Here is a 17,103-nt window from a genome sequence, read left to right on the forward strand (position 1 = left end):
AGGCGGCCCAGATCAACAAAATCTCTGGAACGCAATGAGAAGGTCTGGGCACGGATGGCTCGAGCTGCCCAGGGCCACGAGAAGAGTGCAATGTAGACACTCTCGAACACCAGTCCTCGCACCTCAAGATAGGCCGCTACGATCAGAAGAACAACCAACGATGGAACGACCAGAACAATGTTGGTCAGCATGTTGAGTACTTCATCCGCAATACCGCCGCGATACCCGGCCGTGAAACCGATGAGGATGCCAATCAGGGTCCCCAGCCCGCCGCCTACCATGCCTACGAGGAACGTTGACCTGAGGCCATATACGAACTGGGTAAAGACATCCTCTCCAAAGCTCGTCGTCCCAAACCAGAACTCAGACGATGGCGGCTGAGCACCCGGAGCCACATAATCTCGTGGCTGGTATTTCGTGAGGAGCGGGCCCACCAGTGCGAGGATGATGAAGAGAAACACGATCGCCACGCCGATCTGGAGCTTGGCGTTCCGACGCATGAAGTAAAGCGCTTCGTTCTGCTTCCTGGGTTGTGCCATAGCGCCCTACTCCTCCCCTTGCATCCCAACGCGCGTTCGAGGATCCACAAGGACATACGCGAGGTCGATAAGGAAGTTGGCAAGCAACACGCCGATGATAATAAAGAGACAAGACCCTTGGAGCAGGAAGTAGTCATGGTTCTGAATCGCCTGCAGAATCAGAAAGCCAATTCCAGGGTATGAAAACACTATTTCTGTGGCGAGGGCCCCCCCGACAATGGCGCCCAGTTGCAGTGCCAGCCCGGTGATCTGGGGAAGGAGTGCGTTGTGAAACGCGTAACTCCTGACCAGCTTCCTTGGCGCGCCCAGCGCTTCGAGATAGTGTGAGTAGTCCGCTTCAAGTTCGTAAATGATCATGTTCCGCATCCCGATCGCCCAGCCGCCAAACTGTACAATGAACAGAGAGGCGAAGGGGAGAATCCAATGCTGCAGGAGACTCCAGACGAACGACCAGGAGAAACTGGGCATCATGGCATTGCTGTACGCCCCCGAAAAGGGAAGAAGGTGCAGTCTGACTCCACAAAGCCAAGCCAGTAACATCCCGAGCCACATATAGGGGGTCGCTTGAAGGATATACGCCAGCGGCGATATGGTGTTGTCAAGCCACTTTGATCGCGCCGCATACGCACCGAATTTGTTGCCGGCCAGCCAGCTCAGCAGGATTGCCGGCAGCAGGAGAAGAATGTCATATGGTACAGCCTGCTTGATAATTTTCATCACGGGCTGTGGAAACAGCCACAGGCTGACCCCAAGGTCTCCATGGAACAGTGCGATCCAGAAATTGAGGTACTGCCGCCAGATAGGCACATTGAGCCCAAATGCTTTCATGTAATAGGAGTAGATGAGCTTGGCGGATTCGGCCTTCAGGCCGGCCCTCGCAATCAGGATCTCAACGGGGTTGCCTGGCATGAAACGTGGAATGGCCCAATCGACGGTCACCGCCAGGATAAAGGTAATGACATAAATGAGCAGTTTTCTTCCGAAATAACGTCGCATTGCCGCTCCTTCGCTTGAAAGAAGGTCTGAGAATGTTTCACGCCCCCTCCTCCCACATGAGGAGGAGGGGGCGTTGAATACATTGGCTGTTACGGTTGTTTTACGGCCTTCAATTGAGTAAGCATGAGGATAGCGGTCATGTTCCAGTAGCCATTCCAGGTAACGGGCAGATCATGATTCTTTCCAGCGACCGAAGATGGCCAGTTCGTCCAGTACGTAGTGCTCATCTGGGCCCACATACCGTTATACCAAAGCGGGATCATGGGCAGATCCGTGAGCTGAATCGTCTGAAGCTTCGAGATGACAGCCTTCATAGCTGCCAGATCGGTGGTCTTCGTCTTATCCAGCTGCGTCACCAGAGCAAAGGCAGTCTTGTTGTTGTACCTGCCATAGTTGCCACCCTGCGTGGTCGGGATGTCTTTGAGCTGGTCATAGAAGATGAAGTGATAGTACGTCCACGGTGAGTTGCTTACATTAGCCTGGTTGTCAATGGCCAGGTCAAACGTACCCTTCAAGCGGGCATCCAGGTAACCGTTGAAGTCCGGGTAACTGGCCACGATATTGATCCCCACGGCTTTGGCACTCTTGGAGATCATCTGGGCAGCGGCCATCCAGTCAGACCATCCATTGGGCACGATAAGCTTCAGCGCAATCTTGGTGCCATCCTTGTTCTCGACAAATCCATCATGGTTGACATCTTTGTAGCCGGCAGCCGCAAGGACTTGTTTGGCTTTGGCAGGATTGTACGTGATGCCCAGTTTCTTGACAACAGCCTGGTCAACGTACTTGTTCCACATGGGGAGAAGGCCTGTCGGGTCGGCGGCGCTGACCATGTTGTTGTAATCCCTTGAAACAATGTCGGCTACGTTGATCCCGTAGGCAAGTGCCTTCCGGAATGCGAGGTCGCTCATGGGCTTCTTCTGGAGATTGATATCCAGCCATGCAGTGTTGGCAGCAATATCGTACGGGGCACTCGGATAGTACGTGTGGAGTGCGTAACCGCCTGTCAGCAATGTGGAGATGCCCGGCAAATAGTTGTTGTTCAGATCTTCTTGCCCCTGGAGCACCAAACCCAGCGAGTTCTCGTTGCTGGTGTTGACAAGGTCAATGACGTACTTGGGAGCAACCGACAACTTGAGTGCCTTGGTCGCCCACCAGTTGACGTTCTTCTCCCAGACCATCTTGGTCTGATCGTATGTATTGTATAGATAGGCGCCTGATCCGACAGGTTTGTCATTGGCTCCCGTCGCGACATCGGTCAGACTCTTGGTTGACCAGATATGCTGAGGAACGATTGGAAGGTTGTACAGATAGTTGTCCCATTCCTGATAGAGCGGGGTCTTGAACTTGAAGTCCAAGGTGGTGCTGTTGACCTTGGTGATCGACGTAAGCCAGCTCCACAAACTGCTGAAGTTGAGTGTCGTCTTCTTGCCAAGCTCGATGGTGAACTTGACGTCGTCAACGGTCAAGGCCTTACCGTCAGACCACGCCAAACCTGAGCGGAGGACCAGCCTGTACGTAGTGCTGTTGGTCCACTTTCCACTGCTGGCGAGCCAGGGTGTGAACTTCGCTGTCAGGGGATCATACAGGAATAGCGTTTCGTAGCATAGACCAATTGTTCCCGTCGCATAGTTCCCCGTCATGAAGGGGTTCCAGTTCGACGGAGGACCCCACTGCTTTCCACCAGTGTAAAGGGTCTGTGACCGGGGGAATTCAGTAGTTGCTGCAGCTGCAACAGAGGTAACTCCTAGAACTCCAGTCAGTAATGCTAAGACCAGCAGAATAGACACTACCCTTCTCATTCTTCTTGCCTCCTGTATATCGTGCCTCAACCTCCACGTCTACCGCGACAAAACCATGGACAACATTCAGATACTAAGATGTTTCCCCCACCTCCTTTTGCCTCTGATCGACTCTGACTATTTCTAATAGCACATTCAAAATTAATGTCAAGTTCCCAGAACTTCGCTGAAAACGCCCTCGTCGCGACAGCACACATGCGGACGGACACGAACCCGGGCAGCAGCAATCTGGTGAAGTTCAGGAGAGGTCAAGGCCCAAGTATCAAGGCCTCGACCAACAAGCCGTCTGGGACCCCATCATGGAGTTCTACGCGACGACCTTCGACAATGTCCACGACGTTATGAGGTGCAGCGATTGTACTGAAGACATGTCAACACGTCTGGTCGATATCGAGACCTACCTCGTGACAGACTACGTGATCGGCGATGCGGCGTCATCGGGGGCCGACCACGTCTCCGACAGCCTCGGTTTCGAGAGCTGGATTCTGGCAAATTACTGAGTCTGGAGGCGAAGGACGCAGTGCTCCGTCATGGCGAACACACCATCCCCTGCCACAATAATACATCGTACATCCAGGTCGGGAAGACCGCTGTTCAGACGCTGCCACGTGGCTCCCTCGTCCCGTGACGTCGCCGCTCCGCGTGCCTGCATTCCTGCGTATACCACGCCGTCCCGAGCGACCGCGATCGTGTTGACCGCTCCCGATACGGAGAGGATGGTCGACAGCCCTCTAGTGGACCGGGACCACGTCGTCCCGCCGTCCTGCGAGACATACACACCCATGGTGTCCGTGCCAGCGTAGAACCGGCCTGTTTGTCCGTCGACAGCAAGGCTGTCGACCCAGGGTGTATCCATTGACGATTGCAGACGTTTCCAGCGGATGCCATCGTCCCTGGTTATGTACAACCCCTGACCCAGTAGCGAGAGAATCACCGTGCCCGGCGTTGCTGTATCCGGAAGGAGCGCGGCAATCTCGGTCCGCGGTGTCGACGATTCTACCGGCGCCGTGGCGACGAGGTCGATGTTCCTCGACTCCCAGGTCAGACCTGCATCGTTCGAAACCGCGAATCCCCCGTCCGTACCAGCGTAGACCGTCGTCGGCCCTGTAGAACAGGACGCCAGGATACTCACCCTGACGCCGGGGATGCCACGGGTGACAGCAACCCAGTGATCCCCGCCGTCGACACTGCGAAGCACCGACCCGACGGACGTGCCGGCAAGAACAGTCCGTCCATCTTGCAGCACAAGAACGCTGATTACCCCGTTCGACTCGGAGCAGCGCGACCACGAGATGCCGGCGTCCGGACTGCGGAAAACGCCCTGGTCCGTCGCCGCGTAGAGGACGTCCGCATCGACCGGCGACGCGGCCAATCCTGCCAGGGTCAGGTTCGTGATCCCGGTGCTGGATTCGCTCCATGCCATGCCGTCACCAGACGAGAAGACCCCATGGGACGTCGCAGCCAGCATGCCCGTGCCAGAGCGCACCAATCCGAAGACATGCCCGCCGTCGGGTAACTGAAAGGCCAGCTGCCAGTCGAGGCCGTCTGCCGAGAAGTACAGTGCTCCGGATTGTGTACCGAGAACAAGTCCAGGCGCCCCGCCCGGAAGGAACTCGACCGCCACACAGTCTGAGGGGAGCGACCCCCTGCGGGAAGTGACCCACGTCCGGCCTCCATCCTTCGACAATCCTATGCCGCCACCGGTCACAGTGACAGTCAGACGGAGCTCGTCCGCGGGATCGATATCGATGCCCGTCACCATGGGCTGTGATCCGAATGGCAGGACAATGGCATTCCACATGCCCCCTCCGTCCCTCGAGACGAAGAGACCGGTCTCCTGAGTTCCTGCATAGACCGTCCTGCCGTCCCTGCTGGCATCAACGGCTGCGATGCGGTCGCCCAAGTCCTTGCGACCGGTTCGGCTCCACGAACGCCCTCCGTCCCTCGAGATGAAAAGACCGGCATCGCCCGTCCCTGCAAACAAGGTGTCCGGAGAGCCGGCAGGGGAAGCGAGACACGACAGCGACCGGCTGCCCAAGCCTCGACTTGCGTTCTTCCACGTCTGGCCACCGTCCTCGGAAAGGAAGAAGCCGGCACCATACACGGCCTTGCCGACGATCCTTCCGTTCGCCCTCGGGTCAACCTCGATGCCCGCAACATAGTGGCCGGACGAAGCGCCGCCGAGTGGCGTCCAATCGCTTCCCCCATCAGAGGAGACATAGATTTCATCTTCACGCGTGCCGGCGTAGACGACCGCCCCGTTAGAAGAGAAGCTGGCAATAGCTGTGACGGGTCCCCCAAAAAGTCCCTTGTCCGATCGCACCCAGATCGTTCCCTCGGCGATGCTTGCAGCATTGGTGAAAACATGCCGCATGACGACGGCCTCACCTGAGTGGGCATACCAGACAACCGCCACGACAAACACAAGCAAGACTGCTGCCACAACGCGACCAACGTGTTTCATCACTTTTCCCCTTCTATCAGAGCTCCGTCTCTCCATAGAAGAAACGGTTGCGGTCAACATGTGCAGCGCTAGACCTGACCAACCTGCACCACGAGATCCTCCTCTGCCAGGAACAAGTGGATGCAATCACCAAGAGAGGACAACCTCTGGTGATCAAAAAATGTGGTAGCCATGCGTACATTTCCACTGGGTTGATGACCTGTTGCTTCAGGTACATTTCGTACGATGGAGGAGGTATTATTTAGGGTAGTGGGTGAGAGGAATGGGTAGACGTTTGTGGTGGAACAGAGGCGGAAGAAGGTTCTTCCAGCTTGGGTTGTGGACGAAATGAAACGCTGATGGAAGGACAACCCATTGCAAACTCTCCTCATATAGGAGAGGTTTCGTATGACACATTGTGCAGGAATTGATGGTTCGAAGCAATCGTTGGAGGTATGGGATGGAACACACGAGGATGAAGTTCCGAACGAGAGGGGGGTTGACAACCCTGAAGAAGCTCCTCAAGAAGAGGTATGGTACCGACTGGAACAAGGGAAGGATCATCCATGAATCCACAGGCCCCTATTCCAACTATCTGCGTGAATTTGCTGCTTGAGAGACCAAACCTCACTTGATTAGCCTTTGAGCGAACCTGCCAGTAATCCACGCAAGAAGTACCTGCAAATAAGAACTGGCCTATTCTCTTGCTCTATTACGGGCTGCAATATCAAATATAACAGCACCCGCAAGCACAAGAGCTTTAACGATGTATTGGTAAGATATATCGATGCCCATAAGGTTCATGCCGCTCGTCAGTGACATCATAACAAACGCACCGACGATCGACCCCGTAACCTTGCCGACGCCACCGGACGGTGATGCACCACCGACAAAAGCCGCCGCGATTGCATCCAATTCAAAGAGAGTTCCCGCCGTCGTTGTGGCGGACTTGAAACGGGACGCGAACAATATGCCCGACAGAGCTGCAAGGAGACCCATCGAAGCAAAAACGACATAGGTTACTTTCTTTACACTGATGCCGCTCAACTCAGCCGCTTCTGGATTTCCACCGACGGCGTAAATATGTCTGCCAAGCACCGTGCGTGACATAACAAAATTGTAGAATATGACCACGATCAATACGACCACCCCAGTCCATGAGAGGCCTCTGTACCCCGCGAGCACCCAGGTGATAGCTCCCACTAGAGCCGATACGAATACTAGTTCAATAATGAACAAATGCATCGCCAATACTTTAGAGTCGTAAGCCCGCATCTTTCTGCGGTTGTTGATCGCGCTAATGATGAAGAGTGCAATGGCCACAACTCCGAGGATAAGAGTCAATTTATGTACTCCAGGCAAGATCCCAATGCCGGGAATGTCGGGAATGTAGCCGTTGCCTATGGCGTTAAAAGCGTCACTCGGAATGATTATCGTGCCCCTGCTCATAGTTGCGAGTTGCAATGCTCCTCTGTAGCCTAACCATCCAGCAAGCGTTGCTACAAAGGCTGGGATTTTCATCTGCGCCACGAGGAAACCGGTGAGAAGCCCCGCCAGGACTCCTAGCCCCAGGACAACCGGTATGCTCGCATATACAGGCAGGTGCCAGGATACCATAGAGATTGCCGCTACCGCGCCCAGGAAGCCGGCGAGAAAACCAACCGACAGATCTATATCCCGAATGACAATGACCAGTGTCATACCGACCGCCAATACTGCTATGTAGCCTGTCTGATCTATCAAGTTGCCTATGTTTCTCGACGAAATGAAGACACCTTTCGTCGTGATTGTAAAGATCGCCATGATAGTTAACAAGGCGATATACATGCCCCAATCACGGATATTCTGTCGCAGTGTTTTACTTACATCCTTCATGAACGACGTCTTGAACCTCTTCGTGCTCATTGTTGCTTGCCCACTCCCTCGGCAAAATCATCGCGTGCGCCAACTATATAGGCCACCACCCGCTCGCGGAAATCGTCAATGTTACCAGCGACGGGAGTGTCGCAGACCTTGCGTCCATGTCGCAACACCATCATTCGGTCGCTGACCTTATAGATATCTTCCAAGCGGTGGCTGATGATGATGATTGAAGAGCCCTGTGCCTTGAGTTCCCGCACTAAATCGAGTACCTTGTCAATGGCTGCCACACTCAGGGCCGCCGTGGGCTCGTCCATGATGGTGACCTTGTTGTTGAAAGCTGTCGCGCGAGCAATGGCCACGGCCTGGCGCTGGCCACCGGACAGACTCTCCACTTTCAAGCGCACGGAGGAGATGTCAATCTTCAAACGATTTAGCAGACGTTGCGTTTCTTGCCCCATGTAATGCTCATCCATAATACTGATTGGGCCAAGTTTTACGCTCGCCGCTTCGCGTCCCATGAAAACGTTGGCGGCCACGTCGAGGTTATCCGCAAGTGCCAAGTCCTGATACACCATCTCAATGCCCTGCTGGCGTGCATTCCAGGGATTGGCAATATGTGCCTTCTTACCCTCGATGAAGATCTCTCCTTCATCCGGGATGTATGCCCCACTGAGAATCTTCATCAGGGTAGATTTGCCGGCAGCGTTGTCGCCCACCAGGCCCAGTACTTCGTTGTGGTGTAGTACCAAATCCACCCCTTGCAACGCCTGGACACCACCGAAGTTCTTCTTGATGTTCTGCATTTCTATTATGGGTGTGGTTTCTGACATTGGTTTCCTCTCTTTCCCTGGAAAGATGTGCAAGAGTGTGACTGCACTGAAGAAGCTAGAATCTCTCATGGGGGAGCAAAGCAAGACATCTCCACGATAATTAAGAGACCATTTGCTTTGCTCCCGGTACTCCTTTCCCCTTATTGCAGTAGATTCCTGTATTAATCAACTAACTGTTGTGCTGTTTCTTATGGCAATCCGGTGAAATCGCTGGCTGGATAGTAACCAGAAGTAATCAAAGCAGCCACGACATTGCTCTTGTCCACACTAATAACAGCAGACGGCTTGGCAGGGACGTCAATCTTGCCGTTGTTGTAGGTGGTGGTTTTTTCAGGAGTTTTGCCAGTGAGATAATCGACAGCCGCGGCGCTTGCATCTTTGACGAGTGTCCTGACATCCTTGAAGACGGTCATCGACTGCTTGCCATCAATAATGTACTGCACGGAGGGTATCTCAGCGTCCTGGCCGGTAATCACGTAGCTCTTGACGTCCTTGTCAGCAGCAAATGCATCTGCAATCGAACGGGCGGTGCCGTCATTTGGCGCGAGAATGAATACATTACCCTTTTTGCCAGCGGTAGCCATTGTCAGGTTGGCTTCAGCCAGATTCTTAGCGACGGTGAAATCCCAGTTGGTGGTGATTTGACCAATGATCTTAGCCATCTCGGCACGGGTCAGCGTGGCCTTGCCCTGGAGAGCGACAGCTTCGCTTGAGTTCTCAATCACGAATGTGCCATCGGCAATCTTGGGCTGCAGTACGTCCCAGGCTCCCTCGAAGAAGAGGAAAGCGTTGTTGTCAGAGGCAGCGCCAGCATACAGATAAAGCGGATTTTTGGTGCCAGTTGTCTTGCCAACCAGGTACTGTGCCTGAGCCTTGCCAACGGAAATGCTGTCAAAGGTCACATAATAATCAACAGCACTCGTGTTGAGGATCAGGCGGTCATAGGAAATGACCTTTATGCCTGCAGCTCTGGCCTCGTCTGCAGCGGCAGCGGCAGCGGTGGCGTCCTGTGGGCAGAGGATAAGAACCTTGATGCCCTTGGTAATCAGAGCTTCAACATTCTGTTTTTCTATGGCGGAAGAGCCCTGGCTGAAGAGAATCTCAGCGTCGTAGCCAGCAGTCTTGAGGGCAGTATTGAAGCGAGTCTGGTCCTGTAGCCATCTCGGCTCGTCTTTGGTTGGAAGAACGATACCAACATCCAGTGTTGCAGCCATAGTGACTGTAACCATCCTTGTAGTAGCGTTCCAGGCGACCTTTGCTCCAATTGACTCACTGATGAATCTTATAGGAACCACTGTTCTGCCAGTAGGAAGAATCTTGGCCGCAACATCAAGAGTAGTCTTTACGCCATTGACCATAGCAGTTGCTGAACCAATGGTGAGAACAATACTCTTATCCCCGAGAATGTAGCTCACCGTTCTGTTAGCGGGATCCCAGCCTATCTGAGCTCCAAGTGCCTCCCCGATAAATCTGAACGGCACAAGTGTTCTGCCATTTTCTATAAGAGGTGGCTGATCAAGAACAACCTGTTTGAGGTCTATGGTCGCTTTTGTAGATCCAATCGTCATCTGAACGACAACAGCCTGGCTTGCTCTTACAGCAGGAGCAAATCCAAGAACTCCGGCAAGCAATGCCATAACGAGTAGTATACTCAGTGCCTTTCTCATCCTGTTACCTCCCGTAGATCGTGCCTTAACCTCCTCTTGTCTGTATCAACAAAACCATAGGCAATATTCAGACCTTCTCCCACCCCCTTTTTGCCTCTGATCGACTCTGACTATTTCTAATAGCACGTTGCGAATTAATGTCAAGTTGCTTGGGGCCTTCCCGGAAACATCCTCACAGAGATAAAGACTACAGAGGGAAACGAGCCCGGCAAGCAGCAACTTGGATTTCAAGAGAGACGTCGAACCCTTGCACCAAGGCGTCGAACAGAAGGCCGTTTGAGACCCCACCATTGAATTCTACGCGACGACGTTCGATAAGATAAGCCCACGACGCCATGGGACGCAACAATCGTATTGAAGACGTGTCAGCACACCTGTCCTATGTCGGGATCCACCTCATTACCGACGTCATCTGGAGCAGACCACATCTCCGACATCCTCGGTTTCGAGCGCTGGATCTTGGCGAACTACTGAATCTGGAGGCGAACAACGCGGTGCGCCGTCATTGCGAACGAGAACAAATGGCTACGCCACCCAAGACATCATATCCGTTCGGATTGCAAACAATTCGGGCGGGATTACACTGAAAGCATACCACAATGCTGAGGTGAACGATGGATTCTGGACAGCAGTTTCTGCACGACACGCGTTACGTAAGCGACGGCCTGTCTCAGCCGTCTGATCAGGAAAAGGGTCTGCCACAACCGCCCCTGGAGTTGCCATTCGACGACAGCATGCCCATCATCGACCTCCCGGACCCGAAGACGCTTGATATCGCAAGCATTGACCTTCGGACCGCAATCGACCGGCGTCACAGCATCCGCCTGTACCGCGACGAAGCATTGACGCTGGAGGAGCTCTCGTTCCTCCTCTGGTGCACGCAGGGGGTCAAGGCTGTTACAAAGCGTCCGTGTACTCTGCGCACTGTACCATCGGGGGGCGCCCGCCATGCCTTTGAGACCTATCTCATGGTCCGGGCGGTCACTGGCCTGGAGCCCGGCATCTACCGGTTCCTTGCAATCGAGCACAAGCTGCAGCTCGTCAAGCCCGGGACGCAAACCCTGCAGGACGTCACGGATCTGTGCGGCGACCAGAAAATGGTCGAGTTGAGCGCAGTCACATTTATCTGGGCAGCCGTACCCTACCGCATGGTCTGGCGCTATAACCAGCGCGCATACCGCGGCCTGTTCCTCGACGCAGGCCATGTTTGCCAGAACCTGTACCTGGCCGCGGAGGCCATTGATTGCGGCGTCTGCGCCATCAACGCGTTCTTCGACGACGAGTTCAACGCCTATCTTGGCTTTGACCCCGAGCAGCAGTTTGTCATCTACTGCGCTTCGCTGGGAAAGAAGCCGACCGGCATCCACAAGTAGTTCCAGCAGCGGAGGACAGACCGGAGCACCTTCCGCGCCGACCTCGCGATCGTTCCTGACCCAGCCATTATATCGTTAACAGGGTTTCACTTGACACATGGATACGCAGAACTAGTCTGGCATTAAAGAGGTGGACAATGCCCAATGCACTGGTAGTGTTCTATTCACTGGACGGTGATGTCCGGTTTTTGGCCCAGACGCTTGCCAAGGAGCTCGTGATGGACTCCATGGAGCTGGAGCTGGTCAAACCACACCCGACACACGGGTTCATGAAGTACGTCAAGGGCGGCTTTCTGGCTGCCACCGGCGCAACACCCCCACTCCGTCCGCTGGCACACAACGCCGCGGACTACGACATTGTGTTTATAGGGACACCTGTATGGAACAGTCGCCCGACCCCGGCCGTGCGTACGTTCCTAAAGGGTGTCGACCTCAAGGGAAAGAGAGTGGCTTTCTTCACCAGCTACGGAGATAATGACGTGAAGACGTACCGGGTCCTTACTTCGCTGGTGCCAGGAGCCACAGTTGTCGGCCACATCGGCTTCAAGATGCCGCTCAAGATGGACAAGGAACAGTGTGCCACCGACCTGCTCCGCTGGGCCAAGGACCTGCTGAATAGTTGACATCGCGTTCCGACGGTTGACGTGAACCGCAGTGGCGCTATCCTGCCCCTATGCCCCGACGAAAAGCAATAGTCATAGCCCCTCCCAGAGACACGTCATCCGACGAGGCGGCACTTCGCGCCTTGTACCGCAAGGATCCGTCGCGTATTCTGCCAAATGCACTGTGGAAGACCGTCGCGCGCCTGCAGTCTCTGGAGTGTCGGTTCATTGATGACGCCGGCTCAGTGACAGGCGTCGAACTGCGAGAACCCGGGAAGATGCTCATCTATGGCACACGGACGCAGGACCCCCTGAAAGCTGCGTCGGTCAAACTCGACGGCGTCCCCACGGTGTACATCCACAACGACTTCGTGGCTCCACTTGCCCCATGGTTCGACCGCAAGGAAGCCTTTTTTCGTCTGGTCCACACCGGCAGCGAACTGCCACTGCGCGCCACGGTCCCGGGCTACACTATCCATGAGGTCAACACGACAACTGAACTCCCACTCGTGGCGACCATCCTGCACGCCTGCTATGACACCCCTACGCCGGGCACTGATGAGATCGCGACATGGACGAAGCGTCCGGTCTTCGCCTCGCACGCCTGGCTGTGGATCGTGGACCGCAAGGAGAAACGCCCTGTCGCTCTGGGCATCGCTGAGACTGACAAGGACACTGGAGAAGGGTCCCTCGAATGGATTCAGGTCCTGCCTGCGTTCCGCAGTCTCGGACTGGGCACCATGCTCGTCCAGGAACTTGTCTATCGCCTGGAACAGAAAGTGGCGTTCACTACCGTTGTCGGCCAGGTGAAGAACCCCTGCGAACCGGAGCATCTGTTCCGTCGTTGCGGCTTCGCCGGCCGCGACGTCTGGTGGGTCCTGCACCGCTAGCCCCACTTCTCCGTCCTAGATCGTCAGCATCACCCCATGGTCCTTCAGCCAGCGTCTGCGCACGTCATAGTCCGGCAGGACAGAGGCGACGACCGCCCAGAACCGCGCAGAATGGTTCATCTCTCGCCGGTGTGCCAGCTCATGTACGACGACATAGTCGACCACATCCATGGGAGCCATGATGAGGCGCCAAGCAAAGCTGACGGTGCCAGTTGTGCTGCACGAACCCCAGCGCCGCTCGGCGCCCGTGATACGCAGTCGGGGGAGGCTCACGCCGACCAGGGGCGCATAGTGCTGGACGCGTTCCGCTAGAAGTTCGCGCGCCCGGGCCCGGTACCACTCCTCGAAGACCACTTCTCCACGGTCGAACGCCGCCATATCCAAGCTGAACCCGGTCTTCTCGTCGAAGGTCAGCGGTGTTTTCTGAAAAGCGACAACCATGAATGGCCAATCTCGCCCCAGGTACGGGAAACGTTCTCCCGTCAGGAAGTCATGTCGTGGCAGCAGGGACACATGGCTGCGCGCCTTTGCAAGCTTGTCCTCGATCCACCCTGCCTTCTCCCGCAGCAGAGATTCCACGTACCACACCGGCGTCCGTGTGGGCGCTCGCACCACCAGCGTCGCGTCCAGCCGCACCTCCAGCCCCACAGTCCGACGGCGCGACCGCACCAGCACATATGCGCCCGCCACGGGACTTGTTCGCTGCTCCCCTTCCGGCTTCTTCACGTTCATGACAAATTGTGAACACCCATAGTACCAGGTACAATGGTCTTCACATTCCAGCTGTCACTGCCGAGTATTCCCCAGTTCCGAGTTCCCACTTTTTCCATGCGAGTATTGTGCCCCCATGTCGCAGAAGCGCAACCGGCATGTCTCCACTTAACGATGGGTTAACGCTATGCTTGTATCATCGAGGTGCGCAGGGGGACCTGTGACATTAGAAGAAAGGAGGAGAGCGACGATGAGAGTACTGGTGGTAGAGGATGAGCCAACAATGCTGTCCGCGCTTTCCGACGCGCTGACCCACGAGCGACTGGCAGTCGACACCGCACTGGACGGCCGCGATGCGCTCGGCAGAGTCCACATCGAGCAGGCATACGACCTGGTCCTGCTGGACCTGATGATGCCACATATGGACGGACTCACGTTCCTCAGGACGATCCGGTCCGAAGGATACACCATCCCCGTGCTGGTTCTGACTGCCCGGGACCTGACGAACGATAAGGTCACCGGCCTGGACGCGGGCGCCGACGACTACCTGACCAAACCTTTCGACCTCAACGAATTGCTGGCGCGCGTGCGCGCGCTTCTGCGCAGGGATGAAAACCACAAGACATCCGTCCTGCGGGCGGGTGATGTCGAACTGGATATCGTGACACATATCTGCAAGCTGCACGACGTTGTGGTGCAACTGGCCACCAAGGAAGAGCAGCTGCTCGAGTATCTGTTGCGCAACCAGGGACGCATCGTGCCGCGCGAAGAACTGGAAGACCACCTGTGGGATGCCAAAGCATCACTGTGGTCCGACACCTTGCGCACGCATGTTCGATATTTGCGCGCCAAGCTGGATACCGACCCGACGCATCCACTCATCACGACCGTACGTGGACTGGGCTACGGCATCGTTGCCCCCTCCGACAAGGAGGACGGACATGACTCATAAGCATGCAGGAACGCACTCTCGTCTGATTGTGGCTGCAGTTCTGCTGTTCATTGCCGCGATCGTCTGTGGCAGTCTCATGCGCAGCGCCACACACGGTGCAGCCGACCCGGATACCCAGGAGATCACGGTGGCAGAGGTCACTGCGACGATTACCGAACGTATCACAAAGTTGAGAAGCAACGTGACTGAAACATCCGTCCGGAATGCCATCACAGACCAACTGTCTGTACTGGGAAAACGAGGCTTCATCCGCGTCCATGTCATCGGAGGAAGTGTCGACATCCTGGCAGGGACCGACTATGGTCTCGAGAATCTGGACGGATGGTCGACAGACATCTTCCGGTCATATCGCCTGTCATTGTCGCCGGTGGGAATGCCGGACCTGATCCAACCCCTTTACGTCACGTCCACGGCTACGGGTGCAGGAGGTGTGGGGACCATGCTCACCATCGGGAGCGCCGGGCCGACGACTGCACAATCCAGAGCCTCAGTATCGTTCATGGTCGCCATGTGGGTGGGTGTCTGTCTGGCAGTCGTGTGCCTCATCGTAGCACTCCTCCCGCCCGGCAGCCGCGTCCGACGCATTGGCCCGTTCTGGACGCCCGTACGGCGTGGCATAACCTTTGCACTCATTGGCCTCCTGGTTGCTGTACCAGTCGCATGGCTCTTGATGCGTCAGACTCGTTCCACTGCTCGAGCAGAGTTCGCGAGAGGGGCTGATCTGGTTGCGACGACCTCAGCTTCCACAGTTTCCAGTGCAGGGACAGGCGTTCACATATCCGCAGCCTGGCTGCATGCTGTTCACTCCATGGAGTACCCGGCATCTTCCTTCCGCGTGCTCGTGAACGGAAAGCTGCTTAGCAGTGTAGGCACAGGCTATGGCCCTGGCTCGTATGTCAAACCGGGCGACGCGGGGGAGTGGCGGACTCTGTCTCCTGTCACGGGTGGCGCAGCACGGTCCGTCTATGTCACCGCCGCGACAAGCGGGAAGGTACGCGTCGAGATGGCCATCCCTGAACCAGACTATTGGCAGGTCATCCGCCTGCGCCGCATCATCCTGTGGGTGATTCCTTCAGTGCTGGCAGTCCTGTTCGCCTTGGGGTACCTGCTGGGACATCGCACAGAACACGCTGTCCTCTCATCGGAGGAGACGCTCCAGCATGCCATCGTTCGCCAGACCGTGTTCACGATCCTCATCGTCTGTCTAGCGCTGCTCCCTGCTGTCAGCTGGTTTGTGCAGACATATGAGGCTGCCTCCCTGGGGCGCTTGGATCAGATGCTCCAGCGCGACGCCGCACAGTTTCAGGGGACCCTTGGCAGCCTGGAACCTACAACCGTGGCGACCAAGGCGGTTGACTTTGCCGACCAGCTGGACATCACCCAGACAGGGCTGGTATTCTCGTTAAAGGCTTCGGGGACAGCCACCGGAGGCACCCGGATTGGTATCAACATCAACCCACAGTACCCGCTGCTCCAGCCGATGACAGGTGCCTCCGTTCCTCAGTACTGCATCGTGCCCAACCGGACCGACTACGCCGTGCCACAGGGCGAGAACATACGTGTCCGGGTCATAACGATCAGCAATCGGCTCAAGGACGGAACTGTGTATACAGTACTCCTGGGAACAACAATACGACCTGTCGAGCAGGACATGCAGGAGCTGTGGAAGGCTGCCACATTGGCTGGCCCCGTCGCCTTCCTGTTCATTGTCCTGGCAGGTCTCATCGCGGCCAGCCTCGCCCTGCACCCGGTCGCCGAGTCCATGCGCCGGCTGGAGGAATTCACGGGGGACGCCGGGCACGAACTCCGCACACCACTCAGCTCCATCCGCCTCAACGCGCAGGTCGCCCTCAACCAGGACCAGGAGCCTGAGGAATTCCGCAGGCATCTTGCGGCCATCGCGTCACAGGCCGAGCGCTCCACGCACCTCTCCGAGTCGCTGCTCCTGCTGGCACGTCTCGACCGCGAGCAGTCTGCTCCACTTAGGTCTGTCCAACTGCAGGAGATCTGGACAGACCTGCACAACGCCCATGCCGAGACCCTAAGTACGAAGGCAGTGACACTGCAGACGCCTGAAGCAGACATGGTCCTGGAGACTAATCGCGAGTTGCTGACCGTCGCCTTGGACAACTTGGTGGAGAACGCTATCCGCTATGCGTCCGCAGGGACAACCGTCGCCATCACTGCTCAGCAAACCGAAGACAGGGTGACCATCGCCGTCACCGACCAGGGATCCGGCATGCCGCCCGAGGCGCTGCCCCACATCTGGGACCGTTTCACCCGCATCGACCCCAGCCGCAGCCGCGAGTCCGGGGGCAACGGCCTGGGCCTAGCAATCGTCCACAAGGCAGTGGAGGCAATGCATGGCCACGTCGCCGTTACCAGTGAGGTCGGCAAAGGCAGCACGTTCTCCATCATCCTGCCGGTTTCCTAGC

General features: G+C 56.2%; 15 protein-coding genes. 7 read left to right on the forward strand and 8 right to left on the reverse strand.

Going from position 1 to position 17,103, the window contains the following annotated elements; genetic code table 11:
* The 3 genes from SMC3_RS05140 to SMC3_RS05150 all read right to left on the reverse strand — a co-directional run.
* Positions 1-539 (reverse strand): ABC transporter permease subunit (locus tag SMC3_RS05140; protein WP_119089923.1); only part of this gene is annotated, 539 nt, incomplete at its 3' end.
* Positions 540-545: 6 nt separating this feature from the next.
* On the reverse strand, positions 546-1,535 hold the full coding sequence (locus SMC3_RS05145) for an ABC transporter permease (protein ID WP_119087704.1): 990 nt from the start codon (positions 1,533-1,535) through the stop codon (positions 546-548).
* Positions 1,536-1,624: 89 nt separating this feature from the next.
* Entirely contained in the window at positions 1,625-3,337 is a 1,713-nt protein-coding gene (locus tag SMC3_RS05150) for an ABC transporter substrate-binding protein (protein WP_119089911.1), read from the reverse strand.
* Between the two features lie 299 nt (positions 3,338-3,636).
* On the opposite strand from SMC3_RS05150, the gene SMC3_RS09605 reads away from it, so the two are divergent.
* Positions 3,637-3,837: a hypothetical protein gene (locus SMC3_RS09605; RefSeq protein WP_119087707.1), complete on the forward strand. Its 201-nt coding sequence runs from the start codon at positions 3,637-3,639 to the stop codon at positions 3,835-3,837.
* Here SMC3_RS09605 and SMC3_RS05160 read toward each other — a convergent pair.
* Positions 3,831-5,801: a WD40/YVTN/BNR-like repeat-containing protein gene (locus SMC3_RS05160; RefSeq protein WP_165848233.1), complete on the reverse strand. Its 1,971-nt coding sequence runs from the start codon at positions 5,799-5,801 to the stop codon at positions 3,831-3,833. The two genes, SMC3_RS09605 and SMC3_RS05160, sit on opposite strands and share 7 nt — an antisense overlap.
* Positions 5,802-6,240: 439 nt before the next feature.
* Between SMC3_RS05160 and SMC3_RS09375 the strand changes: the two genes are divergently transcribed.
* Positions 6,241-6,396 carry a hypothetical protein gene (locus SMC3_RS09375; RefSeq protein WP_165846591.1) on the forward strand — a complete coding sequence of 52 codons (156 nt, stop codon included), beginning with the start codon at positions 6,241-6,243 and terminating at the stop codon, positions 6,394-6,396.
* An 80-nt stretch (positions 6,397-6,476) separates the two neighbouring features.
* On the opposite strand, the gene SMC3_RS05165 is transcribed toward SMC3_RS09375, so the two are convergent.
* From SMC3_RS05165 to SMC3_RS05175, 3 genes are all read right to left on the reverse strand, one after another.
* Positions 6,477-7,685: a sugar ABC transporter permease gene (locus SMC3_RS05165; RefSeq protein WP_119087709.1), complete on the reverse strand. Its 1,209-nt coding sequence runs from the start codon at positions 7,683-7,685 to the stop codon at positions 6,477-6,479.
* Positions 7,682-8,473 (reverse strand): ATP-binding cassette domain-containing protein, encoded by a 792-nt coding sequence (locus SMC3_RS05170; RefSeq protein ID WP_165846592.1) that lies wholly within the window; start codon positions 8,471-8,473, stop codon positions 7,682-7,684. The genes SMC3_RS05165 and SMC3_RS05170 overlap by 4 nt, the downstream gene beginning before the upstream one ends.
* Before the next feature lie 188 nt (positions 8,474-8,661).
* Positions 8,662-10,140: a stalk domain-containing protein gene (locus SMC3_RS05175; protein ID WP_207799677.1), complete on the reverse strand. Its 1,479-nt coding sequence runs from the start codon at positions 10,138-10,140 to the stop codon at positions 8,662-8,664.
* 614 nt (positions 10,141-10,754) lie between these two features.
* On the opposite strand from SMC3_RS05175, the gene SMC3_RS05180 reads away from it, so the two are divergent.
* The 3 genes from SMC3_RS05180 to SMC3_RS05190 all read left to right on the forward strand — a co-directional run bounded on the left by SMC3_RS05180 (position 10,755) and on the right by SMC3_RS05190 (position 13,005).
* The gene (locus SMC3_RS05180; protein WP_119087711.1) at positions 10,755-11,513 is read left to right on the forward strand and encodes a SagB/ThcOx family dehydrogenase; all 759 of its coding nucleotides are present in this window, start codon (positions 10,755-10,757) and stop codon (positions 11,511-11,513) included.
* Between the two features lie 137 nt (positions 11,514-11,650).
* On the forward strand, positions 11,651-12,136 hold the full coding sequence (locus SMC3_RS05185) for a flavodoxin family protein (protein WP_119087712.1): 486 nt from the start codon (positions 11,651-11,653) through the stop codon (positions 12,134-12,136).
* 122 nt (positions 12,137-12,258) lie between these two features.
* Entirely contained in the window at positions 12,259-13,005 is a 747-nt protein-coding gene (locus SMC3_RS05190) for a GNAT family N-acetyltransferase (RefSeq protein ID WP_207799678.1), read from the forward strand.
* A 15-nt stretch (positions 13,006-13,020) separates the two neighbouring features.
* On the opposite strand, the gene SMC3_RS05195 is transcribed toward SMC3_RS05190, so the two are convergent.
* A complete protein-coding gene (locus SMC3_RS05195) occupies positions 13,021-13,737 on the reverse strand; it encodes a M48 family metallopeptidase (protein WP_119087714.1) in 717 nt (238 codons plus the stop codon).
* Between the two features lie 229 nt (positions 13,738-13,966).
* On the opposite strand from SMC3_RS05195, the gene SMC3_RS05200 reads away from it, so the two are divergent.
* Together SMC3_RS05200 and SMC3_RS05205 are read left to right on the forward strand one after the other, a co-directional pair.
* Positions 13,967-14,668, forward strand: a complete 702-nt coding sequence (locus SMC3_RS05200) for a response regulator transcription factor (RefSeq protein ID WP_165846593.1) — start codon at positions 13,967-13,969, stop codon at positions 14,666-14,668.
* Positions 14,658-17,102 carry a sensor histidine kinase gene (locus SMC3_RS05205; RefSeq protein WP_165846594.1) on the forward strand — a complete coding sequence of 815 codons (2,445 nt, stop codon included), beginning with the start codon at positions 14,658-14,660 and terminating at the stop codon, positions 17,100-17,102. The genes SMC3_RS05200 and SMC3_RS05205 overlap by 11 nt, the downstream gene beginning before the upstream one ends.
* Position 17,103 lies beyond the last annotated feature (1 nt).

The organism is Candidatus Cryosericum hinesii (assembly GCF_003570985.1).
GTDB lineage: Bacteria > Caldisericota > Caldisericia > Cryosericales > Cryosericaceae > Cryosericum > Cryosericum hinesii.

Coding starts and splice junctions, on each gene's coding strand:
- SMC3_RS05145 (WP_119087704.1), bottom strand. CDS start 1,535: ATGCGACGTTATTTCGGAAGAAAACTGCTCATTTATGTCATTACCTTT.
- SMC3_RS05150 (WP_119089911.1), bottom strand. CDS start 3,337: ATGAGAAGGGTAGTGTCTATTCTGCTGGTCTTAGCATTACTGACTGGA.
- SMC3_RS09605 (WP_119087707.1), top strand. CDS start 3,637: ATGGAGTTCTACGCGACGACCTTCGACAATGTCCACGACGTTATGAGG.
- SMC3_RS05160 (WP_165848233.1), bottom strand. CDS start 5,801: ATGAAACACGTTGGTCGCGTTGTGGCAGCAGTCTTGCTTGTGTTTGTC.
- SMC3_RS09375 (WP_165846591.1), top strand. CDS start 6,241: ATGGAACACACGAGGATGAAGTTCCGAACGAGAGGGGGGTTGACAACC.
- SMC3_RS05165 (WP_119087709.1), bottom strand. CDS start 7,685: ATGAGCACGAAGAGGTTCAAGACGTCGTTCATGAAGGATGTAAGTAAA.
- SMC3_RS05170 (WP_165846592.1), bottom strand. CDS start 8,473: ATGTCAGAAACCACACCCATAATAGAAATGCAGAACATCAAGAAGAAC.
- SMC3_RS05175 (WP_207799677.1), bottom strand. CDS start 10,140: ATGAGAAAGGCACTGAGTATACTACTCGTTATGGCATTGCTTGCCGGA.
- SMC3_RS05180 (WP_119087711.1), top strand. CDS start 10,755: ATGGATTCTGGACAGCAGTTTCTGCACGACACGCGTTACGTAAGCGAC.
- SMC3_RS05185 (WP_119087712.1), top strand. CDS start 11,651: ATGCCCAATGCACTGGTAGTGTTCTATTCACTGGACGGTGATGTCCGG.
- SMC3_RS05195 (WP_119087714.1), bottom strand. CDS start 13,737: ATGAACGTGAAGAAGCCGGAAGGGGAGCAGCGAACAAGTCCCGTGGCG.
- SMC3_RS05200 (WP_165846593.1), top strand. CDS start 13,967: ATGAGAGTACTGGTGGTAGAGGATGAGCCAACAATGCTGTCCGCGCTT.
- SMC3_RS05205 (WP_165846594.1), top strand. CDS start 14,658: ATGACTCATAAGCATGCAGGAACGCACTCTCGTCTGATTGTGGCTGCA.